At 57.7% G+C, this 23,998-nt stretch carries 31 protein-coding genes and 1 pseudogene; 14 read left to right on the top strand and 18 right to left on the bottom strand.

The features are described 5' to 3' along the window. Positions 1-4: 4 nt before the first annotated feature. Positions 5-745 (bottom strand): winged helix-turn-helix domain-containing protein, encoded by a 741-nt coding sequence (locus tag FQ192_RS12930; protein ID WP_149658945.1) that lies wholly within the window; start codon positions 743-745, stop codon positions 5-7. 565 nt (positions 746-1,310) lie between these two features. Here FQ192_RS12930 and FQ192_RS12925 point away from each other — a divergent pair. Further along, positions 1,311-2,144: an undecaprenyl-diphosphate phosphatase gene (locus FQ192_RS12925; RefSeq protein ID WP_149658944.1), complete on the top strand. Its 834-nt coding sequence runs from the start codon at positions 1,311-1,313 to the stop codon at positions 2,142-2,144. Positions 2,145-2,154: 10 nt separating this feature from the next. Here the strand turns inward: FQ192_RS12925 and dusA are convergent, their stop codons facing one another. The 6 genes from dusA to FQ192_RS12900 form a co-directional block, all read right to left on the bottom strand. Further along, complete coding sequence (gene dusA / locus FQ192_RS12920) at positions 2,155-3,150, bottom strand: tRNA dihydrouridine(20/20a) synthase DusA (protein WP_149658943.1); 996 nt, start codon at positions 3,148-3,150, stop codon at positions 2,155-2,157. 216 nt (positions 3,151-3,366) lie between these two features. Continuing rightward, on the bottom strand, positions 3,367-3,666 hold the full coding sequence (locus FQ192_RS12915; protein ID WP_149658942.1) for a DUF3077 domain-containing protein: 300 nt from the start codon (positions 3,664-3,666) through the stop codon (positions 3,367-3,369). 592 nt (positions 3,667-4,258) lie between these two features. Next, positions 4,259-4,405: a hypothetical protein gene (locus FQ192_RS34040; RefSeq protein ID WP_178129103.1), complete on the bottom strand. Its 147-nt coding sequence runs from the start codon at positions 4,403-4,405 to the stop codon at positions 4,259-4,261. Positions 4,406-4,556: 151 nt separating this feature from the next. Next, positions 4,557-4,844 carry a hypothetical protein gene (locus FQ192_RS12910; protein WP_149658941.1) on the bottom strand — a complete coding sequence of 96 codons (288 nt, stop codon included), beginning with the start codon at positions 4,842-4,844 and terminating at the stop codon, positions 4,557-4,559. A gap of 52 nt (positions 4,845-4,896) precedes the next feature. After that, positions 4,897-5,232 (bottom strand): DUF6572 domain-containing protein, encoded by a 336-nt coding sequence (locus tag FQ192_RS12905; RefSeq protein ID WP_149658940.1) that lies wholly within the window; start codon positions 5,230-5,232, stop codon positions 4,897-4,899. A 130-nt stretch (positions 5,233-5,362) separates the two neighbouring features. After that, entirely contained in the window at positions 5,363-6,067 is a 705-nt protein-coding gene (locus FQ192_RS12900; protein WP_149658939.1) for a murein L,D-transpeptidase catalytic domain family protein, read from the bottom strand. Between the two features lie 77 nt (positions 6,068-6,144). Here FQ192_RS12900 and FQ192_RS12895 point away from each other — a divergent pair, with 77 nt between their 5' ends. Both FQ192_RS12895 and FQ192_RS12890 read left to right on the top strand, forming a co-directional pair. Beyond that, positions 6,145-7,878, top strand: coding sequence for a murein L,D-transpeptidase (locus FQ192_RS12895; protein WP_149658938.1), 1,734 nt, complete (start codon positions 6,145-6,147; stop codon positions 7,876-7,878). Positions 7,879-7,905: 27 nt separating this feature from the next. Beyond that, positions 7,906-8,427, top strand: a complete 522-nt coding sequence (locus tag FQ192_RS12890; protein ID WP_149658937.1) for an AAA family ATPase — start codon at positions 7,906-7,908, stop codon at positions 8,425-8,427. On the opposite strand, the gene FQ192_RS12885 is transcribed toward FQ192_RS12890, so the two are convergent. Together FQ192_RS12885 and FQ192_RS12880 are read right to left on the bottom strand one after the other, a co-directional pair. Then, complete coding sequence (locus FQ192_RS12885; RefSeq protein WP_149658936.1) at positions 8,411-9,154, bottom strand: anti-sigma factor; 744 nt, start codon at positions 9,152-9,154, stop codon at positions 8,411-8,413. The two genes, FQ192_RS12890 and FQ192_RS12885, sit on opposite strands and share 17 nt — an antisense overlap. Then, positions 9,147-9,659 carry a sigma-70 family RNA polymerase sigma factor gene (locus FQ192_RS12880; RefSeq protein WP_149658935.1) on the bottom strand — a complete coding sequence of 171 codons (513 nt, stop codon included), beginning with the start codon at positions 9,657-9,659 and terminating at the stop codon, positions 9,147-9,149. The genes FQ192_RS12885 and FQ192_RS12880 overlap by 8 nt, the downstream gene beginning before the upstream one ends. Before the next feature lie 154 nt (positions 9,660-9,813). On the opposite strand from FQ192_RS12880, the gene FQ192_RS12875 reads away from it, so the two are divergent. Together FQ192_RS12875 and FQ192_RS12870 are read left to right on the top strand one after the other, a co-directional pair. Then, the gene (locus FQ192_RS12875; RefSeq protein ID WP_149658934.1) at positions 9,814-10,782 is read left to right on the top strand and encodes a metallophosphoesterase; all 969 of its coding nucleotides are present in this window, start codon (positions 9,814-9,816) and stop codon (positions 10,780-10,782) included. Between the two features lie 14 nt (positions 10,783-10,796). Then, entirely contained in the window at positions 10,797-11,105 is a 309-nt protein-coding gene (locus tag FQ192_RS12870; RefSeq protein ID WP_149658933.1) for a cupredoxin family copper-binding protein, read from the top strand. Between the two features lie 53 nt (positions 11,106-11,158). Here FQ192_RS12870 and FQ192_RS12865 read toward each other — a convergent pair whose 3' ends face one another. Next, on the bottom strand, positions 11,159-11,641 hold the full coding sequence (locus FQ192_RS12865; RefSeq protein WP_149658932.1) for a hypothetical protein: 483 nt from the start codon (positions 11,639-11,641) through the stop codon (positions 11,159-11,161). A 147-nt stretch (positions 11,642-11,788) separates the two neighbouring features. On the opposite strand from FQ192_RS12865, the gene FQ192_RS12860 reads away from it, so the two are divergent. The 4 genes from FQ192_RS12860 (at position 11,789) to FQ192_RS12845 (ending at position 14,388) form a co-directional block, all read left to right on the top strand. Beyond that, positions 11,789-12,454 (top strand): ribonuclease T2, encoded by a 666-nt coding sequence (locus tag FQ192_RS12860; protein WP_149658931.1) that lies wholly within the window; start codon positions 11,789-11,791, stop codon positions 12,452-12,454. Between the two features lie 172 nt (positions 12,455-12,626). Next, positions 12,627-13,124, top strand: coding sequence for a PAAR domain-containing protein (locus FQ192_RS12855; protein WP_149658930.1), 498 nt, complete (start codon positions 12,627-12,629; stop codon positions 13,122-13,124). 3 nt (positions 13,125-13,127) lie between these two features. After that, positions 13,128-13,856, top strand: a complete 729-nt coding sequence (locus tag FQ192_RS12850) for an alpha/beta hydrolase (RefSeq protein WP_149658929.1) — start codon at positions 13,128-13,130, stop codon at positions 13,854-13,856. Position 13,857: 1 nt separating this feature from the next. Next, complete coding sequence (locus tag FQ192_RS12845; RefSeq protein WP_149658928.1) at positions 13,858-14,388, top strand: hypothetical protein; 531 nt, start codon at positions 13,858-13,860, stop codon at positions 14,386-14,388. A 21-nt stretch (positions 14,389-14,409) separates the two neighbouring features. On the opposite strand, the gene FQ192_RS12840 is transcribed toward FQ192_RS12845, so the two are convergent. Further along, the gene (locus tag FQ192_RS12840; protein ID WP_149658927.1) at positions 14,410-15,261 is read right to left on the bottom strand and encodes a LysR substrate-binding domain-containing protein; all 852 of its coding nucleotides are present in this window, start codon (positions 15,259-15,261) and stop codon (positions 14,410-14,412) included. 108 nt (positions 15,262-15,369) lie between these two features. On the opposite strand from FQ192_RS12840, the pseudogene FQ192_RS12835 reads away from it, so the two are divergent. Further along, positions 15,370-16,064 (top strand): annotated as a pseudogene (locus FQ192_RS12835) (haloacid dehalogenase type II). A gap of 17 nt (positions 16,065-16,081) precedes the next feature. Next, complete coding sequence (locus tag FQ192_RS12830; RefSeq protein ID WP_149658926.1) at positions 16,082-16,849, top strand: aldolase; 768 nt, start codon at positions 16,082-16,084, stop codon at positions 16,847-16,849. Positions 16,850-16,911: 62 nt separating this feature from the next. Here the strand turns inward: FQ192_RS12830 and FQ192_RS12825 are convergent, their stop codons facing one another. After that, on the bottom strand, positions 16,912-17,553 hold the full coding sequence (locus FQ192_RS12825) for an HAD family phosphatase (RefSeq protein ID WP_149658925.1): 642 nt from the start codon (positions 17,551-17,553) through the stop codon (positions 16,912-16,914). Positions 17,554-17,709: 156 nt separating this feature from the next. Here FQ192_RS12825 and FQ192_RS12820 point away from each other — a divergent pair, with 156 nt between their 5' ends. Beyond that, on the top strand, positions 17,710-19,278 hold the full coding sequence (locus FQ192_RS12820; protein ID WP_149658924.1) for a GGDEF domain-containing protein: 1,569 nt from the start codon (positions 17,710-17,712) through the stop codon (positions 19,276-19,278). A 59-nt stretch (positions 19,279-19,337) separates the two neighbouring features. Here FQ192_RS12820 and FQ192_RS12815 read toward each other — a convergent pair whose 3' ends face one another. The 3 genes from FQ192_RS12815 to FQ192_RS12805 form a co-directional block, all read right to left on the bottom strand. Next, positions 19,338-19,652, bottom strand: coding sequence for a hypothetical protein (locus FQ192_RS12815; RefSeq protein WP_149658923.1), 315 nt, complete (start codon positions 19,650-19,652; stop codon positions 19,338-19,340). Between the two features lie 119 nt (positions 19,653-19,771). Beyond that, positions 19,772-20,296, bottom strand: coding sequence for a GNAT family N-acetyltransferase (locus tag FQ192_RS12810; protein ID WP_149658922.1), 525 nt, complete (start codon positions 20,294-20,296; stop codon positions 19,772-19,774). 41 nt (positions 20,297-20,337) lie between these two features. Further along, positions 20,338-20,913: a GNAT family N-acetyltransferase gene (locus FQ192_RS12805; protein WP_149658921.1), complete on the bottom strand. Its 576-nt coding sequence runs from the start codon at positions 20,911-20,913 to the stop codon at positions 20,338-20,340. A gap of 130 nt (positions 20,914-21,043) precedes the next feature. Between FQ192_RS12805 and xth the strand changes: the two genes are divergently transcribed. Continuing rightward, positions 21,044-21,838 (top strand): exodeoxyribonuclease III, encoded by a 795-nt coding sequence (gene xth / locus FQ192_RS12800; RefSeq protein WP_149658920.1) that lies wholly within the window; start codon positions 21,044-21,046, stop codon positions 21,836-21,838. Positions 21,839-21,949: 111 nt separating this feature from the next. After that, positions 21,950-22,786, top strand: coding sequence for an arylamine N-acetyltransferase (locus FQ192_RS12795; RefSeq protein WP_149658919.1), 837 nt, complete (start codon positions 21,950-21,952; stop codon positions 22,784-22,786). Between the two features lie 12 nt (positions 22,787-22,798). Here the strand turns inward: FQ192_RS12795 and FQ192_RS12790 are convergent, their stop codons facing one another. The 3 genes from FQ192_RS12790 to FQ192_RS12780 all read right to left on the bottom strand — a co-directional run bounded on the left by FQ192_RS12790 (position 22,799) and on the right by FQ192_RS12780 (position 23,949). After that, on the bottom strand, positions 22,799-23,251 hold the full coding sequence (locus tag FQ192_RS12790; RefSeq protein WP_149658918.1) for a hypothetical protein: 453 nt from the start codon (positions 23,249-23,251) through the stop codon (positions 22,799-22,801). 72 nt (positions 23,252-23,323) lie between these two features. Beyond that, complete coding sequence (locus tag FQ192_RS12785) at positions 23,324-23,665, bottom strand: BrnA antitoxin family protein (protein ID WP_256672277.1); 342 nt, start codon at positions 23,663-23,665, stop codon at positions 23,324-23,326. Between the two features lie 2 nt (positions 23,666-23,667). Beyond that, a complete protein-coding gene (locus FQ192_RS12780; RefSeq protein WP_149658916.1) occupies positions 23,668-23,949 on the bottom strand; it encodes a BrnT family toxin in 282 nt (93 codons plus the stop codon). Positions 23,950-23,998: the final 49 nt, after the last annotated feature.

Raw genomic sequence — 23,998 nt, 5'->3', positions numbered from 1 at the left:
TGAATCAGTCGGTCGAGATCAGACCCCTCATCAAACGGTATCCATACCCGCGAATGCTCTGAATGGCATTGGTGCCATACATGTCTTTGATTTTTCCGCGAAGACGACTGATTGATTTTTCCAATGCCCTGGGGTCATAAAAATTGGTGTTGAGTCCCATGATCCTGGCGATTTCATCGTGACTTAATATGTGGTTGCTGGTTTGCGCAAAGGCTTCCAGGATTTTCATTTCTGCAAAGGAAATGTCCAGCTTGTTGCGGGTGCCCAACAGGCATATACGCGTGGAGTCCAATACCAGGTTTATTTCCCTTTGCCATTCATCACTGCTGAAAAACTCAGACAGAAATGCGGAACTTTCATCAGACAGGGTGTTGAGTTTTATGCAGCAGTCGGCACCCGCAAGATAGTACTTCATCTTGTTGTAAGTGCCCCGGCCGGTAATAACGGCACAGATGATTGGGTTTAAATTGATGGCGCGGAGGTTTTCCACGAGCGCCAGGCTCTCATCGAATGCTTGAGCACTGTCGATAATGATGAAAATGGCACGATACCCATCCGGGTGTTCATTTTTCTTATGCGAAATAGTGTATGAACTGGCATCAAGCGTTATATCAGAGTGCACGTGCCTTGCGACTAATGCTCTAAAGTTCTCCGCCACGCTGCGAGTACGGCCCAAGGTGAGAACCCCTGGCTCCTCATTTGTCGGGCGCTGGCTTCTAGTCGCTATTTTCCCTGTAAGCATCATGCTTTTTGACTCGAATGGGTGCTGACATCAGGATGTTAAAGCACCGGTTCTCATCTGTGACTGACAATTGGTAACATTCAAATCGGATTTCAGGGCGGGATTTCCGAGTTTTCTAACATAAACAAAAGGTTTTCAACCGTTTAGTTGCTTCTTGCAGGCAGTTGAACTAATGAAATGGCGCCCTTAGATGATGGCAATATGGAATTGTGCCACTATTTTGATTCAGCAGCGAGTGGTATTTATAGTCAGAAGGCCATCACGGTATTGACGGGTGATTCCGGGCTATTGTCCCTCTAAGAATGCGAATATGTGCGCTCCGTCACATTTTTATCGGGCGGGTTCTAGCCTCCATACTTCGGAGTTCTGGTGAGTCGTTAGTCGGACGATTAATAACAAGTCTTGAGTGCGTGGTTTGATAAGACTTATTATCCGCTGGAACCCTCCGCTACATGATCCTGGTGTGCCAATTGTTTTATAGGCGATGAATGTGTATCTGCCCATTTAACACTGCTCAGTTATTAAATAATTATGCGCCGTTCATTAAGAATGGCTTGACGGAGGATTGATGGATTTTTGGACATTTGTACAAGTACTTGTTTTGGGTGCGGTAGAAGGGCTGACAGAATTCTTGCCCATTTCCAGTACTGGGCACCAGATTATTGTCGCCGACTTGTTGGACTTTGGTGGCGAACGCGCCATGGCGTTTAATATCATTATTCAGCTGGGTGCCATTCTGGCTGTCGTCTGGGAGTTCCGTCCGAAAATATTCGAGATCATCAAAGGCTTACCGACCCAACGCAACGCCCAACGTTTTACGTTGAACATGTTGATTGGTTTTCTCCCAGCCGTTGTCCTCGGTGTGTTATTCGCCGATAAAATTCATGAGCACCTGTTTAATCCGATCACCGTCGCCGTGGCGCTGGTAGTGGGCGGAGTCATCATGTTGTGGGCCGAGCGAAGGGAGCATGTGGTGCGCGTCGAACATGTTGACGACATGCGCTGGTCAGATGCTTTGAAAGTGGGGTTTGCACAATGCTTGGCGATGATCCCGGGTACTTCCCGCTCAGGCTCGACCATTATTGGTGGATTGCTGTTCGGACTGTCGCGCAAGACAGCGACCGAGTTCTCGTTTTTTCTGGCGATGCCAACGATGGTCGGCGCTGCCGTCTATTCCGGCTACAAGTACCGCGACCTGTTCCAGGCCGCCGACTTGCCCGTATTTGCCTTGGGTTTTGTCACGGCCTTCATCTTTGCGATGATCGCCGTGCGTGGCTTGCTCAAGTTCATCGCCAGCCACAGCTACGCGGCATTCGCCTGGTACCGGATTGCCTTCGGTTTGCTGATTTTGGCCACTTGGTGGTTTGGATGGGTGAACTGGACGACGGCGACAGCGGCCTGACCGTGAGGGGCTAGCGCCCCTCAAGCAACTCCGCCGCCTGGTCCAGCAACACCGAAGGCTCTTTGGCCTTATGAATATCCACCGACAACAACTGCCGAAACTTCCTTGCCCCCGGAAACCCGGTACCCAGCCCCAGCACATGCCGAGTGATATGGTGCATCGACCCACCGGCCTCAATGTGCGCCGCAATATAAGGCCGCAACTGCGCCAACGCCTCGGCCCGAGTAATCACCGGCGCCGTGCTGCCAAACAACTGCTGATCCACCTCAGCCATCACATAAGGATTGTGATAGGCCTCACGGCCCAGCATCACACCGTCAAACGTCTGCAAATGCTCGTGGCAGGCTTCCAGCGTCTTGATCCCGCCGTTGAGGATAATCTCCAACTCCGGAAAATCCTGCTTCAACTGCGCCGCCACGTCATAGCGCAGCGGCGGAATGTCCCGATTCTCCTTCGGCGACAACCCCTCCAGAATCGCAATCCGCGCATGCACCGTAAAACTCGTACACCCCGCATCCCGAACCGTACCGACGAAATCACACAACTGCGCGTAACTGTCCCGCCCATTAATCCCGATCCGATGCTTCACCGTCACCGGAATCGACACCGCATCACGCATCGCCTTCACACAATCGGCCACCAACTGCGGATGCCCCATCAACACTGCACCGATCATATTGTTCTGAACACGATCGCTTGGGCAGCCGACGTTAAGGTTGACCTCATCGTAACCATGGTCCTGGGCCATGCGGGCGCAGGCGGCGAGGTCTAGTGGGACGCTGCCGCCGAGTTGCAGGGCGAGTGGGTGTTCGGCTTCGTTGTGACGGAGGAAACGGTCGTGGTCCCCGTTTAGGAGCGCGCCGGTGGTGACCATCTCGGTGTAGAGGAGGGCGTGTTTGGAAAGGAGGCGTAGGAAAAAGCGGCAGTGACGATCGGTCCAATCCATCATCGGGGCGACGGAGAAGCGGCGGGAGAGTGGGGCGGGTGTGGCGGAGATTGGGGACATTTGGGGATCTGGTTTGGGTGAGGCTGGGAGAACGGGAGTTTATCAGGATTGGGGTTTTGGAGTTCAGACGAGTCTGGGCGCGAAGCGCACGGGTGTAATTAAATAAGTCGCGTTATTTCTATTAGATAAGCCGTTTCCATTGTGTATGCATATTGGCCCGCTCAATCACGATCAAACGCCCCGAATATTCGGGGCGAATATGGGAATTGCTAACCGCTATTTCGCGGTTTTCTTACCCGACAGATCAGGTCGCGGCGAAACCGCCTTCACCACATCATCAATGATCGCCTTTCCCATCGCCGTCAAATAGTGCGCGGCCCAGGCGTGACGGTCGGTGTCTCTTTCGAAAGCGGCGTCCTGTGCGAGCGCCTTGGCGAGGAACAGCAGGTCAGACGCCTTTGATAAAGCTTCGTTGACGGGTACGTCAGCGCTGACGTGGAACATTGCCAGGTCTGAGCCTGGGCAGTAAATGCAGGGGGTAAAGCCGAGGGTTTTTGCTTCTGTTGGTTCGGTCATTTGCAACCTCCATTGATGCACAGGTGAAGGCTACGAAGCGTAGGGCTACGCGGAGAGAGTTGGCGAATTTTGTACGGATTTACTTTGTTCATTAATAGTTTCCTTGATTGGTGGAGCTGCCACTTAGCCGTCTCAAAAGCTTGGGTGGCAGCCGTGCGTGGTGTGAGACCCGGCAATCAAGGTAACCGGTAGGCCCGAAGGCCTTCCACGCACAGCCGCCATAAAACCGTATCGCAGACGAAAAAACGTCGCGATGGGTTCTGTGGCGCTTTGCGCCTTGATTGGTATCCGGGGTCTCACGCCCGGTCGCTGAATGTGCAGCGACGTCTGGAGAGTATCCAGACCTGGATATGACCAACAAGGAGGTATCGTGCCCAAAAGCACAGCAAACGTACCCTCTTACGCAACTCTCGGATTTTGCCTACAACTTCATCGGGAGTCACCCAGAGATTCTGACTACCGTGCAACACAACATCTGAACACCAGACACGCAAAGGCTGTTCAGGTCGCTAGGTTAATCACCGAGACGCCTTCCGCAGATATCAGTGAGCTGCTGACAAGCTTGAAGCAATTTGGATCACCAGCACCTGCTCTATTCTGTAATAGGAAGCTTGCCAGTGATCACAAACGTATCGAACACTTTTTGCCCTTCACGCGCGGCTTCCCGAACATCCAGAAACGTCAGTGTCTTGTGGATGACCTTTCCGTGGGGCTTGTTGGTTTTTTTACTGGTGGCCATCTGAGCCTCCAAAGGATGTGTATTCATGCTATTCAGCGAATGTGATCGATCTTATCCGGAAAAACCGTGATAGAGGTATACGGGTGTCAATGAAACCAAAAGGGCGTCCGCGAAGGCTGCCCTTTTTTAAACCAGGCGTTCCGCCAAACACTTACTTCTTGCTACACCTCTCAACATCCCCCTGCGTCTTCAACTCCGTCTCAATCCCCAACCGATATTTACAATAATCAATAATCAACCCCCGCTGCTCATCCGTCAGCCGTTCCACTTTTCGAGTGTCACCGTCATTGGCATGAATGTTATGGAACTTGATTTGCAAGGTAGGGTGTTTCTTGACGAAGAGGATGGTTTCTACGTCGGCGTCTTCGAGGGCGTTGTAGTACCCGATGTTCAGCACACCCAACAAAATCAGCAGGGCAACAGCGATCAGTTTTTTCATCCTTGAATCCTTGTGAACATGTTTTTTTGATGTGACATCAAGACCGATGCCGTCATTCGTAGTGATGCTCAACTTCCATTCCGATGCCGACGCCTTCCAGCACCTCTGTCACGCGGGCGATGAAGTATTCCGCTTGTTCTGGGAGTTCGTATTTGGCGATCAGGCGAATGGTGGGGGACTTGCCGAGGGCGCCGGGGATTTCGGTGTAGATTTCGCCGCTTTCGATGAAGGCGACGTACGTATTGATCTTCTCTTGCAGCAGCAACAGATGCTCGCCTTCCTCGGCTTTGTTGCCCCATTCCAGGTGGTCGGTGATGGCCAGCACAACCTGTGGCTTCTCTTTAGGTATTCCCCAGAAATCAATGACGCGGGCATCGGTGATAGACATGCCTGTTCCTTCAGGTGAGTCGTGGGATTTCAGTGGGGGCTTTTAACACAGCGTGAAAAAAGGTGCTCCGTGTGGGCACCTTTTCTTGGTTCGAAGACCGCGAGAATCGACTTGAAACGAGCAGCCCAACTCAGCGAGTAGTTTTCAACCCAGAGGCATCCGCCACCGTAGAACTCCCGCAATTCACAAACGAAGACGTCTTCAGCCAGCGCTGATCCGGGTAATAAGAAAACAACAACTGCCCGTTCTTCATCGAATCAATCAACCGATGGGCTATCGCCGGTCGCACTGCGGGGCATCCGAGGCTGCGACCGATCCGGCCGTTGGCCCGGGCGAGGACGGGGCTGACGTACGGCGCGCCGTGAATCACGATCGCCCGTTCGAAGGCGTTGTCGTTAAACCCGGGTTCCAAGCCTTCCATGCGCAGCGAATAGCCGTTTTGCCCGACATAACTGGCCTGGGTGCGGTATAAGCCAAGGCTGGTGGCGAAGCTTTCGTTCTGGTTGGAGAAGTTGACGGCCATGTTTTCGCCGCTGTTGCGACCATGGGCGACGAGTTCATGGAACAGCAGTTTGCGCTTCTTTAAATCGAAGACCCACAGGCGTTGTTCGGTCGAAGGCAGCGAGTAATCGATGACGGCGAGCCTCTGAACCGGGGCCGCGCCGCGGGCGATGCTGCACTGGGAGGCGCGTACGGCCAGCCCGATGACTTTGGCGTTAGCGCCAGGGGCCGCTTTGGCGAGGGCGGCCGCGAGAGAATCGGCGTACGCTGCTGGTATGGACGTTAACGTCAGCAGCAGGGCCGAGCATAGAAAGCCAAAGCGGTTTAGCGCCATAGAGATGTCTCATCAAGTTATTTCGAGTTTAGCAGGGCAAACGACAAGTGCTGAACGCACGAGATTAAGGATTATCCATGAGGCAACTATCAAGGTTATTCGTCATAAGCCGCATCTTTTTTATGGGCTTTCTGATCAGCGGCACGGCCTTCGGTGAAACTTCGCCGATTGTGGAGCAAACTCCGCCGATCAGCATGATCGAGGCGATACCCGACGATAATGTCGCCCAAGTGATACACGCGACGCTGGAGCCGATGATATCGGCGTTCCCACCGCTGCAGACCCGGCCGCGTCACCAGCGCATCGACGTCAATCGGGTGGTCCTGGATTTTTATACCCATCGGCAATTCCGTGCGGCCTGGACAAATCCTGACGATGTCACGCAGCTGTTGAAAAACCTCAACGACACGCAAGTCGATGGCTTGGAGCCAACAGATTTTCGTGGCGATGATTTGGCCATGGCCCAGGCATCGATGCAGAACACGACGCCCACACCGGAACAGCAAGCAGCCTTCGATCTCGCGGCCACCCGCACTTACCTCACGGCATTGCTGCAGTTGCGTCGGGGCAAGGTTGATCCGGCGCGTCTGGACATGCATTGGAACTTCGATATTTCCGGCGCTGATCCCCGGGACGACGTGAATAAGTTCTTCATCGCACTGGATACGCATGATGTGGCCAGTGCCTTCGCGCAAGCGCCACCGCAAGAGGCGGTATATGTCGGTTTGCGGCAAGCCTTGGCGCAGTTGCGCACGATTCGTGACAGAGGCGGTTGGCCTAAAGTGTCCGAAGGGCAATCGCTCAAGCCGGGGATGGACGGCCCCGCTGTTGCGCAGTTGCGCGCGCGGTTGGCGGCAGGGGGATATCTGGACTCCCGACACAGTAAAAATAATGACTACGACGACGCCGTGATGGCCGCCGTGAAGAAGTACCAGACCGAGCAATACCTGGGCGCGGATGGCGTGGCCGGGGCGGCGACCCTTGCTGCGTTGAACGTGCCGGTGCAGGCGCGTATCGATCAGGTGCGGGTCAATATGGAGCGGGCGCGCTGGCTGCTTTATAAGCTGCAAGGCACGTTCGTTATTGTCGATATTGCCGGTTATAAAGTGGCGCTGTACCGCGACGGTCAGCCGATCTGGCGCTCCCGGGTGCAGGTCGGTAAACCGTTTCGCAGTACGCCGATCTTTCAGGCCGAGATTACTTACGTCACGTTCAACCCCACCTGGACCGTACCGCCGACGATTCTGAAAGAAGACATGTTGCCGAAAATTCTCAGTAACCCGAACTACCTCAGCGCCAACCGCATCCGTCCGCTGGATCGGGAAGGCAACATGCTCGATCCGGCGACGATCGACTGGAGTAATCCACGGGGTATCACCTTGCGTCAGGACGCGGGGCCGGAAAACTCCTTGGGCCAGGTGGTCATCCGCTTCCCCAATGACTATGCGATTTACCTGCACGACACGCCCCACCGCGAGCTGTTTGCGAAGAACGTCCGGGCCACCAGTTCGGGCTGTATCCGCGTGGAAAACCCGCTGCAGTTGGTGGAGTTGCTGTTCAACGACCCAGTGCGCTGGAACAGCGCCGGGATTCAAAAGCAACTGGCCAATGGCAAGACCGAAAACATCCGCTTGCCGGTAAAAGTGCCGGTGCTGCTGGCGTACTGGACGGTGGACATGGGCAGCAATGGCCGGGTGGCGTTTAAACCGGATGTGTATGGCTACGACAGTCCGGTGTTGAAGGCACTCAATTCACCCGGGAAGTTGCCGGCGCTGGATTTGCAGGCGGCGGCGGGGCCGGGCCGGCTATAAACTCCATTGGATATTCAAGGACAACCCATGCTCATCGTTTTCAGCGGGCTCCCGGGCACTGGCAAAACGACCATTGCTAAAAGCCTGGCAAGCCGGTTGGGTGCGCTGTACTTGCGGATCGATTCGATAGAACAGGCGATTCGAGACGCTGATGTGCTCGCGAGTGATGTCGGTTGCAGCGGCTATCTGGTTGCCAATGCGCTGGCGCTGACCAACCTCGACATCGGCAGCCGTGTCGTTGTCGATTGTGTTAACCCCGTGCAGGAAAGTCGCGATGCCTGGCGTGAAACGGCCCATCGGGCGCAAGCATCGTTGATCGATATCGAAGTTATTTGCTCTGACCGGGAGGAACATCGGCGGCGGGTAGAGACGGGCCAGATCGATGTTCCTGGTCTGAAAGCACCCGATTGGCAATCGGTGTTGGATCATGACTATGAGCCGTGGAGCTGCGCGCCGTTCGGTATTGATACCGCGCGAATGTCGGTCGATGAAGCGGTAGCCGAGATCATTCAGCAATTTTCGTTGAGCCCGCTCAGGCGCCATTCCTGAGCAACTGACCCAGCGCCTCCAACTCCCCTTTCTCCACATCCGAAACCATCACAAACCGCATGTGATTCTCTTCCCACGACACCACGTTAAAACCTCGAATCGACCGCGTCTGCGGCGGTTTATCCGCTTCGGTCGTCGGCAGGATAAAGACGTTGATGATGTGTTTAGCCCGCCCATAACTCAGCGCCGCGGTGGTCTGATGTTGCAGATAATCCAGTCGTCCACCCAATAGCGGAAACCCCTGCGCCGTGTAATCGAAAACTGGCGGCGAGAAGTCGAGTTTGCCGGTGAACCAGGGCTTCACTGTGTGTCGGTCGGACGAAACTACATCGTTTAAATGTTCGCCCATCAGCGAGCGGACATGGCTGGAAACTGCTTCGTCCATCAACGGTTGTTCGCTGCCAGGCGTTGCCACGAAAAGCACCACCGCCAAGGCCAGCGCTGCTGCTGAAAAGGCCGGTGCTAACCAGTTTCGCCAGCGTTCGATCATGCTGATCCGGGGCGCAACAGGGGCAAACACGCTGGCACTCAACGACGCCGGCGCCGTGTAATACGGCGCATGCCGCTTCACGCTGACCATCAGCAATCGCGCCTCATCCAGCAACCGCACACACTCGGCGCACGAGGCCAGATGCCCGGCCACTTTCGCCGTCATTGCCGAATCAAGTTCCTTGTCCAGATAACCCTGTATCAGCGTCTGGCAAGCCGTGCAGTCGAGTTCATTCATGATCGTGCAACTTTAATAGTTCGAGTTTGAGCATGGCGCGAGCGCGGGCCAGCCTCGACATGACAGTGCCGATGGGGATGTCGGCTACCAGGGCGATGTCCTTGTAGGGCATGTCTTCGAGTTCCTTCAGAATGATGACCTCGCGAAACGCCGGGGGCAGGGCACTCAGGGCTTGCTGGATCAGCGCCGAATTTTCCGTGTGGATGGCCAGTAGTTCCGGGGTTTGGCCGTGACTCAACGCGGCGTCGTCTTCGGGGAGTTCATCGCCGATGGCGACCCAGTGGTGGCCAGCCGAAGCCTTGAGCCAGGTGTAGCTTTCGTTGCGCACGATGGTCAGGAACCAGGCCTTGGCGTTGCCATCGGCGAAGCGGTGCAGGAACCGAAAAGCCCGCAGCGCACTTTCCTGCACGACATCGCGCGCGGCGCTGTCGTTGCCGGTGAGCCAGCGCGCGAGGTTGTACGCCGCGTCCATGTGGGGCGCAAACAGTTCCTCAAATCGCTTCATAGTGGTTTCCGCACTTTCCCACCCCTATAACTGTGAGGCGCCGTGTTTTATTCCCGGAAAAAAACATATTTTTCGACGTGGAATAAAGATCGGTCCCACAAGGTTGTACCTCGTGTCAGCTACATCACTGTAGTCCGCCAGCGAGGGCATACCGATGGACATTCAAGCAAAACATCAACGCCGCACCGACGGTCCACTGAGCGTCGACCGTCGAACGCTGCTCAAGTGCTCGGCGTGGGCCGGGGCCGGCGTGCTCTGGGCCTTGAGCGGCGGCATTCCGCGAGCGTTTGCACTGGACAGCTCCGGCAATGTCAGCGACCCCAAGGCACTGGCCAGTACCTTCCATTTTGTGCAGATCAGCGACTCGCACATCGGCTTCAACAAGGAAGCCAACCCGGAACCGGTGAAGACCTTGCAGGTGGCCATCGACAAGGTCATCGCCTTGCCAAAACGGCCGTCGCTGATCCTGCACACCGGCGATATCACCCACCTGTCCAAAGCCGAAGAGTTCGACACCGCCGCACAACTGCTCAAGGGCCTGCCGTCGACGATTCATTACGTACCGGGCGAGCACGACACCCTCGACGAGGGCGGCGGCAAGCTCTACCTGGAGCGCTACGGCAAGGGCACCAAAGGCAATGGCTGGTACAGCTTCGACGACCACGGCGTGCATTTCATCGGGTTGGTCAATGTCTTCAATTTCCAGGCCGGGCGAGAAGCGAACCTCGGTGCCGATCAACTGGCCTGGCTGGCCGATGACTTGCGCGCCGTGAGCACCAGCACGCCGATCGTGGTGTTTACCCATATTCCGTTGTGGACGATTTATCAGCCGTGGGGCTGGGGCACCGAAGATGGCGACCAGGCGATTGCGATGTTGCGCAAGTACGGTTCGGTGACGGTGCTGAACGGGCATATCCATCAGGTGATCCAGAAGGTCGAAGGCAACATCACCTTCCACACCGCTCGCGGTACGGCTTATCCCCAACCCGCGCCGGGTGCGGCGCCATCACCCGGGCCGATGACGGTGGCCGCCGATCAACTGCGCAATTACCTGGGCCTCACCGATGTGCGTGCGACACAGGGCGAGCATCCGCTGGCGCTGATTGATTCAACTTTGGTTTAGGGGAGGGTGCTCAGATGAAAACGCGACTGTTGGCCGTGGTCTGCCTGCTGCTGTCGATGCCGGTGTGGGCACAGGACGTGAAAATCGATATCAAGGAATTCATGTTCGGCCCCAAGGATTTGACCGTGGCCGTCGGCACCAAAGTGACGTGGGTGAACGACGACCAGATCCCGCACACCGTGGCGGAAACCCACAAGGCGTTTCGCTCGGGTGCGCTGGATACCAATGACAGCTTTTCCTGGGTGTTCAACACGCCGGGGGAGTTCGAGTATTTCTGCGCGCTGCATCCGCAGATGATCGGCAAGATTGTGGTCAGCCAATAAAAAGCCAGGCGCTGAAACCGGTGTGAGCGAGCAAGCTCGCTCGCACCAAGGATTTATAGCTCCAGGCCTTCCTGCACCACCGACAGCAGATTGACCTCAGTCAGCGCCACGGCATCCGGCTGTTGCCCGGACTGCTCGATCGACTGCAGCCACCATTGCGTTTCGCCGTGTTCGCTGACGGTTCGCAGCAGCGGAATCTCTTTGCCCTTGAGGTGGATCTCGACCCGGCCTGCACCGTCAGCGGTGAAGCGCACGATCGGCACGAAGGTGATGTTGTGGTGGTTGCCGTCGATCAGCAATTGGTCGATGGCGTAGGCGTAAGTCGCACCCTCAGGGTGGCGTTCGAACACATGGGTCGGGTTGCGGCGGATGCTCAGGCCAGCCTCAAGCAATGGCTTCAGCCACGTTTCGATCTGGTGATACATTGCGTAAACCTCGCCCGGCCAACTGTCGATTGCCTGATCGGTGCCGGTGGTCGCATCAGCGGCGTGTCGGGTTTCTTTCAGTTTTGCGGCGAGCTCGTCTGCCTTACTCATTTCGATTCCCTGTCGTGATGTAAGTGTGATCGTAGCCCCTTCAAGGTAATGCACGTTTTGCCCTGCGTCATGCGCTTGCAACACAAGCGTGACAAAACCATCCCTTGGCCGATATCCGGCCAGGCACGATCCCCAAGGAGTGGGTATATGAAGAAGCTTTACGCAGTCATCGCTATCCTGGCGATAACGTTCGGCAACATCGGCCTGAGCAGCGCTCGGCAATCGCAGCAAGGCAAGGCCCCGGTCGAGTCAGTGGCGGGGGTGTTCGATTACTACTTGCTGACGCTGTCCTGGTCGCCAACGTTCTGCCTGACTCACAAAGACGACGCGCAATGTTCCGGCAAAGGCTATGGCTTCGTGCTCCACGGCCTCTGGCCGCAATACGCCAAGGGCGGCTGGCCGGAGTCGTGCCCGCCCATGGTGGCGCTGTCACCGGCCGAGCGGACGCAAGGACTGACGTTGTTCCCGACCCCCAAATTGCTCGAACACGAGTGGGCCAAGCACGGCACCTGCAGTGGCCTGGGCGCCACGGGGTATCTGGACGCGGCGGACAAAGCCGTCGGCGCGGTGAAGATCCCGGAGCAACTGCAACCCTTCAGCAGCACCCATTACTTCCAGGCCCAGGAGATCGCGAACCTGTTCCGCCAGAGCAATCCCGGGATTGCAGCGGATGGCATCGCGGTGATCTGCAATGGCCCCGAGTTGTCGGAAGTGCGGGTGTGCATGGGCAAGGATCTGGGGTTCGGCGCATGTGGGAAAGGCGTGAAGACCTCGTGTCGTGATGGGGATATTCGGGTGCCGCCGTCGCGCTGAATCGCTCGGTTAAAACGCTGAAACTGTGGGCGCGGGCAAGCCCGCTCCCACAGGGCTTGCAGCGGTTCGAGTTTTTGAGGGTTCCAGAACCCGGCATTTGATCAAATCCGCCACATCCCTCATCCTTGCGCGCTTCAATGGATTGCCAGAAAAGCCTGCAAGGAGCTTTAGCATGAGCGGAAAACCCGCCGCCCGCCTCACCGACCCCACCGCCTGCCCGCTGCCGGGACACGGCACGAACCCCATCGCCAGCGGTTCGCCCAACGTCAATTTCGATGGCCTCGCTGCGGCGCGCATGACCGACAAATCGGCCTGTGGCAGCCCGATCACCGGCGGCGTCTCTGCCACCGTATTCATCAACGGCTTGAACGCCGCAACCCTCGACAGCGTGGGGGCTCACGGCAATGTGTTCATTGGCGGATCGGGCACGGTGATCATTGGCGATACCGTCGTCACGGCGCCATTCACCGGGCTATTGCCGATGCCGGTCAATTTCACCGACAAATTGAAACTGGTGAACGCGACGACCGGCGAACCGATGCCGAACCACCCGTACATGATTTTGCGTGCGGATGGCCGGCAGGAGCACGGGGTGTCTGATGCGGCGGGGTTCACCCACGCGATCAGCTCGCATCTGCCTGAAAGCATCAAGTTGTTTTTGGAGGAGTAAGGCATGAGTGGTGGAACGGTTACTTGTGCGAAAGGTGTTACTTATAAGCAGCAAGGCGAATTCACGCTGACGGATAAGAAGGATGTCAGTGAGAAGAGGGTGCCGATTGAGAGTACCAAGGTAATTGTCTTTTTTGTGGGTGGGGCGGGAGATAAGGAGAAATACTATTTTTCCGGGACGTTTGGAAACGCCCAAGATGCCCAGACTGCATTCGATCCACGAACGCTATGCTTGAAAGAACTAGGTCAGTATCGTTCCGAATGGTTAGGGTATAACGAAGTCAGGGGTAAAAAGGACATTCAGAAATTCGTACTGGATGTAATTCCCTATAAGTCGTGCCCTGTATATATCGTGGGGCATAGTTTGGGCGGGTGGAATGGTGCGCATTTATCCAAAATAATGTCTGATTGGGGGTACAAGATAAAAATGTTGATCACCCTCGACCCAGTGGGTGAAGGCGCATTGGTCTGGCTAGGTTCGGATATCTACCGGGAGACGCCCACCCCGGTAGCTGAGCAATGGATAAATGTAAAAGCAGTGCCTACGAAGAAGGATCAGTCTGACTCGGTTGCAGAATTTGGTGAGAAATGGCGGGTTTCGGGTGGTCCCGCTATTAACGTCACGATGGATACCAATCATTACAATGCAGTCGCAATGCTAACTAGACCCATTGCAGGTGCGAAGTCTGCAGGCGACATCATGTACGAATCCATCATGAAAGAGTTCCCATGATATGAAAAGGATAGTGCTGGTTCTTTTGATTTTGGCCTGCGCATCATGTGCCAAAGATCATAATAAGCCTTCAGCAGATTTGGCGTTTGTATCCATTGAGCGGGAAGGAGACTTGCCTCTTTATGATGTCAGTTTCAGCGCCAGCGTTAATCTGCAGGACCTTTATGGGCAAGGCGAGGGATTGGGGCAGGCTTCAACTAAGCTTGTCTGCGCGTTGGAAAATGACAGTGATTTCTCTGTCGGCAACATTATCGAACGCTCCGCTTATGGTTTGATTGAAAAAAGTGCTATCGCTCATTCCCCAGGGGCGTTCAATTATGTCACTCGCGCCTTTTTGAGCGAGACACGTAATAAAGGAACTTCCCGAAGAAATCTTTCAGTCAGCGAACTGAACTCGATGTTGGCAAATAAGGCAGATATTCCATGCAAGGTCGTCATTACGGCCTACGGTTACAAGCCTTACTACACCAATACCCTGCACATCCCCACCACCGACCTTCTACGCGAAATCAACAAGCCCAAATCCAACTGACAAAACCCGGAGGCGTGATCTTCAACCCCGCGCCTCCTCACTCAACGCCCCCTTCAAAAATTCAACCAAGGCCCGCTGCATCCCGGTCAACGTGCCCTCGCGACTGACCAACGCCAATTCCGATGCCGGCAATTCAGGCAAATCGGTACACACCGTGTGCTCCGGCAACACCGCCGACTCCGGCAACACAGAAATCCCCAACCCCGAAGCCACCGCCGCTTGAATCCCGGTCAAGCTATGGCTGCCAAAAGCCACACGCCAGGGCCGTTGGGCCACATCCAGCAATCGGGTCGCCCGCTGCCGGTAAATACAACCCTGGGGAAACAGCGCCAACGGCAACACTCCGTTAGCCGAGTCGACCCCCGCACCTTTGACCCACACCAGCACTTCCGGCCAGGCCGCCCAGCACGGCCCGCTGTCGGGTTCGCGTTTGATCAGGGCGATGTCGATGTCACCGGCGTCGAGTTTCTGCTTGAGGTCCAGGCTCATGCCGCTGATGGTTTCCAGCCGTGCGTGGGGCCTGGCCTGGCTGAAACCGGCGAGGAGTATGGCCATGCGCCGGGCGTCGAAGTCTTCCGGCACGCCGAGGCGCAGGATCTGCAGATCGACGTCGCTGGCCAGGGCCTGTACCGCTTCCGAAGACAGTGCGAGCAAGCGCCGGGCATAGCCGATCAGGCGTTCGCCATGTTCGGTGACTGTGACGTTTTGCCCGGTGCGGTCGCGAATCAGCAGCGGATGCCCGATCAGCTCTTCGAGTTTGCGCAACTGCTGGCTGACCGTGGACTGGGTCCGGTGCACGCGTTCGGCGGCGCGGGTGAAGCTGCCTTCGTCGACCACGCAGACGAAGCTTTTGAGCAATTCAAGATCGAGCATGGCGGCCTCCTGGTTATTCGATTATCAACTGAGATGGCGGTATAGATTTAATTTCACACTATCACCATGCGCTCATAAGCTGAAGCTCTCATCTCAGAGGAAACGCTCATGACGCTGCAGCACACCCCGCGCCCCAAATGGCTGACCTTCGATTGCTACGGCACGCTGATTCAGTGGGATGAAGGCCTGAAAGCTGTGGCCGCTGACATCTTGCAGGACAAGGGCGAGCACTCGATCGCCTGATCGCGGTCTACGACCGGCATGAACATCACTTGGAGCAGACCCCGCCGCACCGTTCGTTTCGCCAATTGAGCACCCTCGGCTTGCAGCGGGCCCTGGAGGAGTTGGGGCTGGCGAGCCTGCCCGAAGACAGTCAGCGCCTGGCCGGGGCGATTCCACGGATGTCGCCGTTTCCCGAGGTGGTCCAGACCCTGGCACGGCTCAAGGCCATGGGCTTCAAGCTGTGCATCGTGTCCAACACCGATGACGACATCATCGCCGGTAACGTCGCGCAACTCGGCGGGCACATCGATCGGGTCATCACCGCGCAACAGGCCGGCGCCTACAAGCCCAATCCACGGTTGTTTGACTACGCTCATCAACAGTTGGGGGTGCGACGTGACCAAGTGGTGCATGTCTGCGCCAGCCCGATGCTCGACCACACCGCCGCCCGGGACATGCAGTTTCGTTGCGTGTGGATCGATCGCGGCACCGGTCGGCAATTACTGCCGGACTATCGGCCGGACGCCATCCTCAACACCCTGGACCAGGTCGTTCCCTTGTTCACCTCCCTTGGCTGGTAACACATGGAGTCGTCGCTATGGCACACACCCTTGCAGGCAGTTCCCGCCTCGCGCGCTATGCCGATCTGAACCTGGATTCGGAGGCCGCCCTCATTGCCCGCACGGAATTGGCGGCGTGCTTTCAACTGGCGGCGCTGCACGGTTTGGAGGAGGGCATCTGCAATCACTTTTCGGCCATGGTGCCGGGGCGCGATGATCTGTTTTTCGTGAACCCTTACGGTTATGCGTTCGCCGAGGTCAACGCGGAAAACCTGCTGGTCTGTGACTTCCACGGCAATGTCGTGGCGGGTGACGGGCAGCCAGAGGCGACCGCGTTCTACATCCACGCCCGGCTGCATAAACAGCTGCCACGGGTCAAAGTGGCGTTCCACACGCACATGCCCAACGCTACCGCCTTGTGCTTGCTGCAAGGCCCGCCGCTGCTGTGGCTGGGGCAGACGGCATTGAAGTTTTACGGGCGCACGGCGGTGGATGAGGACTACAACGGCCTGGCCCTGGATGAGTCCGAAGGCGATCGGATTGCCAGTGTGCTGGGCGCTGCCGATGTCCTTTTTTTGAAGAATCACGGGGTAATCGTTTGCGGGCCGACCATCGCCGAGGCCTGGGATGATTTGTATTACCTGGAACGGGCCGCCCAGGTGCAGTTGCTGGCGATGGCGACCCGGCGCGAGTTAAAGCCTGTGCCCCATGACATTGCCCAGCGGGCGTATGAGCAGATGCGTTTGGGGGATGCCGAAAGTGCCCGTGCGCATTTGCACAGTGCGATGCGGCGGTTGGCCGGGTGAGTTTTTTTGTGGCGGTCGACAGGCCCTCATCGCGGGCGAACTCGCGATGAGGTTTCCGCCATTCAGCCTGCTCGAACCGGCAGCCCCAACGCCAGCAGATCCTCACGCAACTGCGCCGGGTTAACGAACTGAACCCCGTGAAGCCCCACCCGCTGTGCCCCTTCAATATTCGGCTGGTGATCATCAATGAACACCGCACGACTCATATCAACGTCATAGCGTGATGCGAGTAACTGGAAGATTTCCGGTGACGGTTTGATCACGCCCTCGACGCCCGACACCAGAATCCCTTCGAAGCGCTGCAAGAATTCAAAACGCTCAAGGGCAATCGGGAAGGTTTCAGCGGACCAGTTGGTCAGCGCCAGCAGGCGGATGCCGTTGGCATGCAGTTCATCGAGGATGGCGACGGTGTCTTCGATGGCACCGTCGAGGGTTTCTTCCCAGCGTTCGTGGTAGGCGCGGATCAACGCTTCCTGGGTCGGATGCCGACTGATGGCTTCCTCGATTGCTGCCTGCCAGGTCCGGCCCCGGTCCTGTTGTTCGTTCCAGGCGGTGTGGCAGACCTCGGCCAGGAAGGTTTCCATGGCCTCTACGTCGTCACCGAACAACTTTTTGTAAAGGTTTCTGGGGTTCCAGCGGATAAGTACATTGCCGAGATCGAACACGGCGGTATTGAAGGCGACCGGGTGAGACTGAGTGCTCATGTTTTCCTCCGTGGATAGACCTGCAGGGCAGGTGCTGAAGCCTTTCATCCTAGCAGAGAGGGTTTTCCCATTGGCCCCGGACAACCCCATCGACTAAGCTCACAAAAAATAAGGGTTTTGGGCCTTTGCCCACGCCGTGCCCTCCAGGAAGCCCCTTTGCCTATCCCCATTCACGACTCGCATCACGCTCCCGGCGCACTGAAACGTTTGCCTCTGCTCAAGGCTTCGGCGTTTTTCATCGCGGCGGTGTGCCTGTGCCTGTGTGGTTTGCTGTACCTGCAATTGGAGCAATCACGGCGCCACGACCTGGCACTGGCCGAAGTCGCGTCGTCGAACCTCACGCGGGCCATGGCGCAGCAGGCCGAAGATACGTTCATGAAGGCCGATCTGGTGCTGACCAGCCTGGCGGACTGGATACAGATGGACGGCTATGACGCCTCCCAGCTGCCGCATCTGCAGAAAACTTTCGCCAGTCGGGTTCAGGCGCTGCATCAATTGCACGGGATTTTCCTGTTCGACCAGCAGGGGCAGTGGGTCATTACCTCGTTCTCTGACCTGCCTCGCGGCTCCGGGGTGTCGGATCGCGAGTACTTCAAGTTCCACCAGCAGAACGTCTCGTCCCTGGCGCACATTGGCCCGGCGATCCGCAGTCGCGAGAACGGCGAGTGGATCATTCCTGTGTCCAAGCGGGTCAATGACAAGAACGGTAACTTCCAGGGCGTGCTGTTGGCCGGCATCAAAATGGCGTACTTCGATCAGTTCTTCAAAAGCTTCAGCATCGATGACCAGGGCGCGATGTTTCTGGCGCTCACGGACGGCACGCTATTGGCCCGTCGGCCGTTCATCGAATCGCAGATCGGCACGTCGGTGGCCCAAGGCGCGATTTTCCAGAAGCACTTGCCCAACGCCAACGCGGGCAACGCGATGATCAACTCGGTGGTCGACAGCACGGTTCGCTTGTATGGCTACCGGCAGTTGGAGGCGTATCCGCTGGTGGTGTCGGCGGCGTCCTCGAAAGACGCGATTCTCAAGGACTGGTACGCCACGGCGTTTCAATCCAGCGTCATTGTGGCTTTGGTGGTGCTGGGCGTGGGGCTGTTCGGCTGGGTGTTTATTCATCAGGTGCGTGATGGGGGACGGATCGAGGCCGATCTGCGCGCGGCCCAGGAAGCGCTGGAGCTGATCGCGACCCACGACAGCCTGACTGGCCTGGCCAATCGGCGCCTGTTCGAGCGGGCGCTGGACATCGAGTTCGGGCGCGGCGCCCGGCAGGCGAGCCCGCTGAGTCTGGTGATGCTCGATATCGATTTCTTCAAGCGCTACAACGATACTTATGGCCATGTGGCGGGGGATCATTGCCTGGCCGAAGTGGCGCGAGCGCTGAAGACCTGTTGCCATCGCAAGGCCGATCTGGCGGTGCGCTACGGCGGAGAAGAGTTTGCGGTCTTACTGCCGGACACTGACATTCACGGCGCGATGGTGATTGCGGAGCAAATTCGCCGCAGCGTCATGGACAAAAACATCACCCACAGCGATTCGCCCACCGGTTACGTGACGGTCAGCCTGGGCTGCTATTCGTTCGTGCCCACCGGACGGGACAGCATCGAAGTGTTTATCCAGCGGGCTGACGCGGCGTTGTACCAAGCCAAACACTCAGGGCGGAACCGTTCGGCAGTGCTGTCCATGGAGGGGGGCGTGGAAGCCTTGCTGCGTTCGGATCGTTGATGAGGTGAACAGGCAGGCCCTGACCCCAGACGTCGAAATCAGAAGCTGCCTTTACGCGTTCAGCTGCCCGTCCCACCACCGGCACCGCCCGTGCCGCCGCCAGCCGCACCGGTGCCACCGCCCGCGCCCGAACCACTGGTCCCGCCATTGCTGCCATTGACGCCCGAGCCCGTGCTCGATGAGCCGGAACCATTGCTGCCCGAACCGTTGGCACCTGATGGTGCACCGGGGGTGCTGTTGGGCGGCAGCGTCGAACCACTGACGCCGCCGGATTGGGTGCCCGTGCCATCAGCGGCATCGTTGGCGGCATAGGCCACAGAGGCGGTGCACAGCAAACCGGCCAGCAGCAGCGAGGTGATTTTTGTCGTGATCATGGTACGTCTCCAGAATTGAGTCGTTACCTGATATGGGTCCCAGGGCGGCACGGTTGGTGCCGGTTGGATGACGAATGGTTGGCTTTCAGTGGCGCAAAACTCGCATTGGCGGTACCTCTTCAGCCCTGCACGAGTTGTTTCTGCAACAGCCGGTTTTCATAGGCATTGCCGCCGAATTCGTAGTGAGTGATGCCCACTTCTTCATAGCCTTGAGCCTGGTAAAACCCTCGGGCGCGATGGTTTTCAACCCAGGCAGACAACCACAGGAAGGGCTGTCCGGCCTCACGGGTCAGCGCTTCGGCGTGCTGGAGCAACGCTTGCCCGATCCCTCGTCGATGCGCATGGCGTTGCACGTACAAGCGAACCAGTTCCGTTCCCGCCGATAGCCCGGGCATTGGCCCCTTCGCGTGGGCGACGATCTCGGCGAAACCCTGGAGATGGCCATCGCGTTCGGCCAGTACGAATCGAGTCGCCGGATCATTCAGGCGCGTTTCGAAACGTGCCGGTGCGTAGACCGTGAGGGCTTCTTGCGCGAGGTCGGCGCGCATGCCGTCGGTGGCGTAGGTGTCGAGGAACACCTGGGTGGCGAGGCCGCTGATGCACAGGGCGTCAGCGGGTTGGCCGAGGCGGTAGTGGAGAGGCATGGGGACGACTTCCTTTTCGTTTGTGAAGATCCAATGTGGCGTTAGCGAGAAAGTTGTTTTTCCAGGTTTTGCCGAACCTGCGGCCACTCATCATCAATGATGCTGAACCGCACCGAATTGCGCTTGCGTCCGTCCGGCATGATGCGCTCGTGGCGCACGATGCCTTCCTGCTGCGCGCCCAGCCTGAGGATCGCGTTGCGTGATGCCTGGTTGTTTTCGTCAGTGGTGAATTGCACCCGCACGCAATCGAGCGCTTCGAAGGCATGGCGCAGCATCAGGTATTTGGCTTCGGTGTTGACGAAGGTTTTCTGCCAACTGGCGCTGATCCAGCTGCTGCCGATTTCCAGCTTGCGGTTGAGCCGGTCGACTTTCCAGAACCGGGTCGAGCCAATGACGTTGCCCGTGTCCTTGAGCACGATGACGAACGGCAGGACGCTACCGGCATCGCGGCCATCGAGGGCTCTTTTCAGGTAGCTGTCGACGGTGGTCGAGGAGGGCACCACGGTGACGCTCAGGTTCCACAGTTCGCCGTCTTCGGCCGCGCGCACCAGCGCCTCGGCATCGGCGTATTGCAGGGGGCGCAGGATGATTCTGTTGCCTTCGAGGGGGGTGTCCATGACGTCGGTGTTCTCGGCAGATCAGGCGGGGCATTGGGCGCCTATTACGCCGCACATTGCTTTGCCGGCGCAACCACCAGAACCGACTGCTGTCACACCCTAGACACCTCTTCACCAGGAGCCCTGGCCGATGAAGCCTTTGCGAATCGCGACGTTCAATGTCAACGGCCTGCGGGCCCGTTTGCCGAATCTGCTGGCCTGGCTGGCACGAGAGCAACCGGACATCGTCTGCCTGCAAGAGCTCAAGTCCCTCGACAGCGCGTTCCCGGCCGCGGAGCTGGAGGCGGTCGGCTATGGCGCGATCTGGCAGGGTCAGTCCTCGTGGAACGGCGTCGCGATCCTGGCCCGGGATGCGCAGCCATTGGAGAGTCGTCGCGGCTTGCCCGGTGACGACGCCGACACCCAGAGCCGCTACCTGGAAGCGGCGGTTCACGGGGTTCTGGTGGGGTGTCTGTACTTGCCCAACGGCAACCCGCAACCGGGGCCGAAGTTCGATTACAAACTGGCCTGGTTCGAGCGGCTGATCAACTATGCACAAGCCCTTCAAGCCAGTGACCACCCGGTGGTGCTGGCCGGCGACTACAACGTGGTGCCCACCGACCTGGACATCTACAACCCGCGCTCCTGGCTCAAGGATGCGCTGCTGCAACCCGAGAGTCGCGATTGTTATCAGCGGCTGCTGGACCAGGGCTGGACCGATTCCCTGCGGCACCTTTACCCGGAAGATCGCCTGTACACGTTCTGGGATTATTTCCGACAGCACTGGCAGAAAAACTCCGGGTTGCGTATCGATCATCTGCTGCTGAACCCGGCGCTGAGTCCTTATCTGCAAGAGGCCGGCGTCGATGCCTGGGTGCGCAACGAGCCCCATGCCAGCGACCATGCGCCAACGTGGATTCGGCTGGGGGCGCGCAAGCGGCGGTGATTCTGCGCGGGTGGCGATTGGCGAAATCTATTGTCGGTCAAACCGGGTTATCCCTTATAAATGGCGCCCATCGGCGCAGTGACCTGCGGCCCCGTGCATAAGGATTGAGCAATGAGCGAGCCCCGCCTGACGAATCTGGATCTGTATCTGCAACGCCTGGGTTACAGCGCTGCCCCGGCGCCCACCCTGGACACCCTGCGGCAACTTCAGCTGCGGCATACCGGCGCGTTCCCATTCGAAAACCTCACCACGTTATCGGGCGAACCGGTCCTGATCGACTTGCCGTCCGTGGAGCAGAAAATCCTCCATCAAGGGCGCGGTGGCTACTGTTATGAACTGAACAACAGCTTCCTGGCCCTGCTTCAGGCGCTGGGTTTTGAGGCTCGCGGCATCAGCGGTCGGGTGGTGATGGGTCAGCCGGAAGGCGCCTGGACCGCTCGCACTCACCGCTTGAGCCTGGTGACCCTGGACGGCGTGCACTACATCAGTGATGTCGGCTTCGGCGGCATGGTGCCCACCGCACCGCTGATACTCGATACCGACGCCGAACAGCCCACGCCTCACGAGGCTTATCGCATTGAACACCATGAAGACGGCTACACCCTTCGCGCGAAGGTCGCGGATGAGTGGCGGGCGATGTACATCTTCGATCTGCAGCGTCAGGAGGACATCGATTACGCCGTCGGCAACTGGTATGTCTCGACCTATCCGGACTCGTCGTTCGCCAAGCAATTGATGGTGGCGCGGACCGGGGAAGGCTGGCGGCGGACGCTGAACAACGGCAGTTTTGCAATCCATCGGATCGGCAGCGAGAGCGAACGGCGCCAGGTGACGGATGTCGATGAATTGCTGGGGCTGCTGGAAAGCGAATTCGGGCTTCGGGTGCCGGTGAATGCGCGGTTGAGACAGGTGCTTGAGCGCTTGATTGAGCCCGCCGAACAGGGCTGATCGACGCTCGTCCTAACGAATATCGCGCCGCCATTGCCCGCGCTTGGCATTAAAGCGCCTGCACGCGAGCCCCAGTCGTGGATAGATCCAGGGCACGCCGTAGGGGCGAATGGTGAAATAAAACCGGTAATCGGGGTAGTCGTGGAAGGTCGCGTAGAAATGCGCATCATCCAGCCAGAAGACCTCGTTGAGTAAAAACGAGTTGTACATCTGGCCGACGGTGCGTTCGCTCAGCACTGTTTTAAGGTCTTTGCTGATCAGTACAAAACAAACAGCCTCTTCGAAGGGACAGTCGAAGTCGGTTACCAGCAGATAACCGGCTGCCGTTTCGTATTGGCGCAATAGATTGAAGCCCGAGATCGCCAACGAAGAGACACTGCCATTGATGATGACGAGGGTTTTCTTCGGCCAGTCTTCATAGGGGCCGTGATGCTGCACCAGGGCGAATCGCTCAATCACATTCATGGCTATGGTTCTGCATGGGGTTCGACGCTAGCGCCGTGGTTCCGTTGCTCCGAAGAACGACAGCGTTGTTGCCTAGGGGCGGACATCCGGTTCCATCACCCGACGGATTTCGCTGAGCGCGTCTGCGAGTTTCTTCTCGAGGCTTTTCAGGTCGGTGGCGGTCACGCCTGTTTTGAGGTGGCCTGTCGTGGCGCTACCGTGTTGAGCGGACTTCGCGACTTGCCCAATGTCGCTGAGCAACGCCTGACGCAACGTGTTGTTGATCACCGTCTGATAACCAAACCCTTCGTTCTCCGCGAGCGCGCGAGCCGCCTCGATCACGGCGTCGTCCAGCATGATGGTAATGCGGGTCTTGCCTTTGCTGGAGGCAACCGCCCCGCGCTTGGCCTTACTGAAGTCGTACTCGTCTTTCATGGTCATGCCTCCTTGTATTGGCGACGCTCGTTTTTGGTCGCGGCGCGCGCCGAAATGATTCGAACGACATTCGGATCGCGCCAGGTGTAGGCCACCACCAGAACACGACCCTTGGCGTCCTGCCCCACGATAATCCAGCGCTGCTCGTCATGATCGCGGTCTTGTAGGGTCAAGGCGCGCTCGTCGTCGAACACTGGCTCGGTTTCTGCAAGGCTGATGCCTCGGTGCTTGAGTTTGTTGGCTGCATTTTTTGCTTTGTCGTACTGAATTTCGAATGGCTTCATTATGCATACTTTATATGTATAAAAAAGAGGGCCTCCGTGCCGGCGGTCG

This window comes from Pseudomonas sp. ANT_J12 (genome assembly GCF_008370045.1).
Classification (GTDB): Bacteria; Pseudomonadota; Gammaproteobacteria; order Pseudomonadales; family Pseudomonadaceae; genus Aquipseudomonas.
The sequence above is the reverse complement of the archived record's forward strand: the minus strand, read 5'-3'. Positions and strand labels throughout refer to the sequence as shown.

Coding starts and splice junctions, on each gene's coding strand:
- FQ192_RS12930 (WP_149658945.1), bottom strand. CDS start 745: ATGATGCTTACAGGGAAAATAGCGACTAGAAGCCAGCGCCCGACAAAT.
- FQ192_RS12925 (WP_149658944.1), top strand. CDS start 1,311: ATGGATTTTTGGACATTTGTACAAGTACTTGTTTTGGGTGCGGTAGAA.
- dusA (WP_149658943.1), bottom strand. CDS start 3,150: ATGTCCCCAATCTCCGCCACACCCGCCCCACTCTCCCGCCGCTTCTCC.
- FQ192_RS12915 (WP_149658942.1), bottom strand. CDS start 3,666: ATGACCGAACCAACAGAAGCAAAAACCCTCGGCTTTACCCCCTGCATT.
- FQ192_RS34040 (WP_178129103.1), bottom strand. CDS start 4,405: ATGGCCACCAGTAAAAAAACCAACAAGCCCCACGGAAAGGTCATCCAC.
- FQ192_RS12910 (WP_149658941.1), bottom strand. CDS start 4,844: ATGAAAAAACTGATCGCTGTTGCCCTGCTGATTTTGTTGGGTGTGCTG.
- FQ192_RS12905 (WP_149658940.1), bottom strand. CDS start 5,232: ATGTCTATCACCGATGCCCGCGTCATTGATTTCTGGGGAATACCTAAA.
- FQ192_RS12900 (WP_149658939.1), bottom strand. CDS start 6,067: ATGGCGCTAAACCGCTTTGGCTTTCTATGCTCGGCCCTGCTGCTGACG.
- FQ192_RS12895 (WP_149658938.1), top strand. CDS start 6,145: ATGAGGCAACTATCAAGGTTATTCGTCATAAGCCGCATCTTTTTTATG.
- FQ192_RS12890 (WP_149658937.1), top strand. CDS start 7,906: ATGCTCATCGTTTTCAGCGGGCTCCCGGGCACTGGCAAAACGACCATT.
- FQ192_RS12885 (WP_149658936.1), bottom strand. CDS start 9,154: ATGAATGAACTCGACTGCACGGCTTGCCAGACGCTGATACAGGGTTAT.
- FQ192_RS12880 (WP_149658935.1), bottom strand. CDS start 9,659: ATGAAGCGATTTGAGGAACTGTTTGCGCCCCACATGGACGCGGCGTAC.
- FQ192_RS12875 (WP_149658934.1), top strand. CDS start 9,814: ATGGACATTCAAGCAAAACATCAACGCCGCACCGACGGTCCACTGAGC.
- FQ192_RS12870 (WP_149658933.1), top strand. CDS start 10,797: ATGAAAACGCGACTGTTGGCCGTGGTCTGCCTGCTGCTGTCGATGCCG.
- FQ192_RS12865 (WP_149658932.1), bottom strand. CDS start 11,641: ATGAGTAAGGCAGACGAGCTCGCCGCAAAACTGAAAGAAACCCGACAC.
- FQ192_RS12860 (WP_149658931.1), top strand. CDS start 11,789: ATGAAGAAGCTTTACGCAGTCATCGCTATCCTGGCGATAACGTTCGGC.
- FQ192_RS12855 (WP_149658930.1), top strand. CDS start 12,627: ATGAGCGGAAAACCCGCCGCCCGCCTCACCGACCCCACCGCCTGCCCG.
- FQ192_RS12850 (WP_149658929.1), top strand. CDS start 13,128: ATGAGTGGTGGAACGGTTACTTGTGCGAAAGGTGTTACTTATAAGCAG.
- FQ192_RS12845 (WP_149658928.1), top strand. CDS start 13,858: ATGAAAAGGATAGTGCTGGTTCTTTTGATTTTGGCCTGCGCATCATGT.
- FQ192_RS12840 (WP_149658927.1), bottom strand. CDS start 15,261: ATGCTCGATCTTGAATTGCTCAAAAGCTTCGTCTGCGTGGTCGACGAA.
- FQ192_RS12830 (WP_149658926.1), top strand. CDS start 16,082: ATGGCACACACCCTTGCAGGCAGTTCCCGCCTCGCGCGCTATGCCGAT.
- FQ192_RS12825 (WP_149658925.1), bottom strand. CDS start 17,553: ATGAGCACTCAGTCTCACCCGGTCGCCTTCAATACCGCCGTGTTCGAT.
- FQ192_RS12815 (WP_149658923.1), bottom strand. CDS start 19,652: ATGATCACGACAAAAATCACCTCGCTGCTGCTGGCCGGTTTGCTGTGC.
- FQ192_RS12810 (WP_149658922.1), bottom strand. CDS start 20,296: ATGCCTCTCCACTACCGCCTCGGCCAACCCGCTGACGCCCTGTGCATC.
- FQ192_RS12805 (WP_149658921.1), bottom strand. CDS start 20,913: ATGGACACCCCCCTCGAAGGCAACAGAATCATCCTGCGCCCCCTGCAA.
- xth (WP_149658920.1), top strand. CDS start 21,044: ATGAAGCCTTTGCGAATCGCGACGTTCAATGTCAACGGCCTGCGGGCC.
- FQ192_RS12795 (WP_149658919.1), top strand. CDS start 21,950: ATGAGCGAGCCCCGCCTGACGAATCTGGATCTGTATCTGCAACGCCTG.
- FQ192_RS12790 (WP_149658918.1), bottom strand. CDS start 23,251: ATGAATGTGATTGAGCGATTCGCCCTGGTGCAGCATCACGGCCCCTAT.
- FQ192_RS12785 (WP_256672277.1), bottom strand. CDS start 23,665: ATGAAAGACGAGTACGACTTCAGTAAGGCCAAGCGCGGGGCGGTTGCC.
- FQ192_RS12780 (WP_149658916.1), bottom strand. CDS start 23,949: ATGAAGCCATTCGAAATTCAGTACGACAAAGCAAAAAATGCAGCCAAC.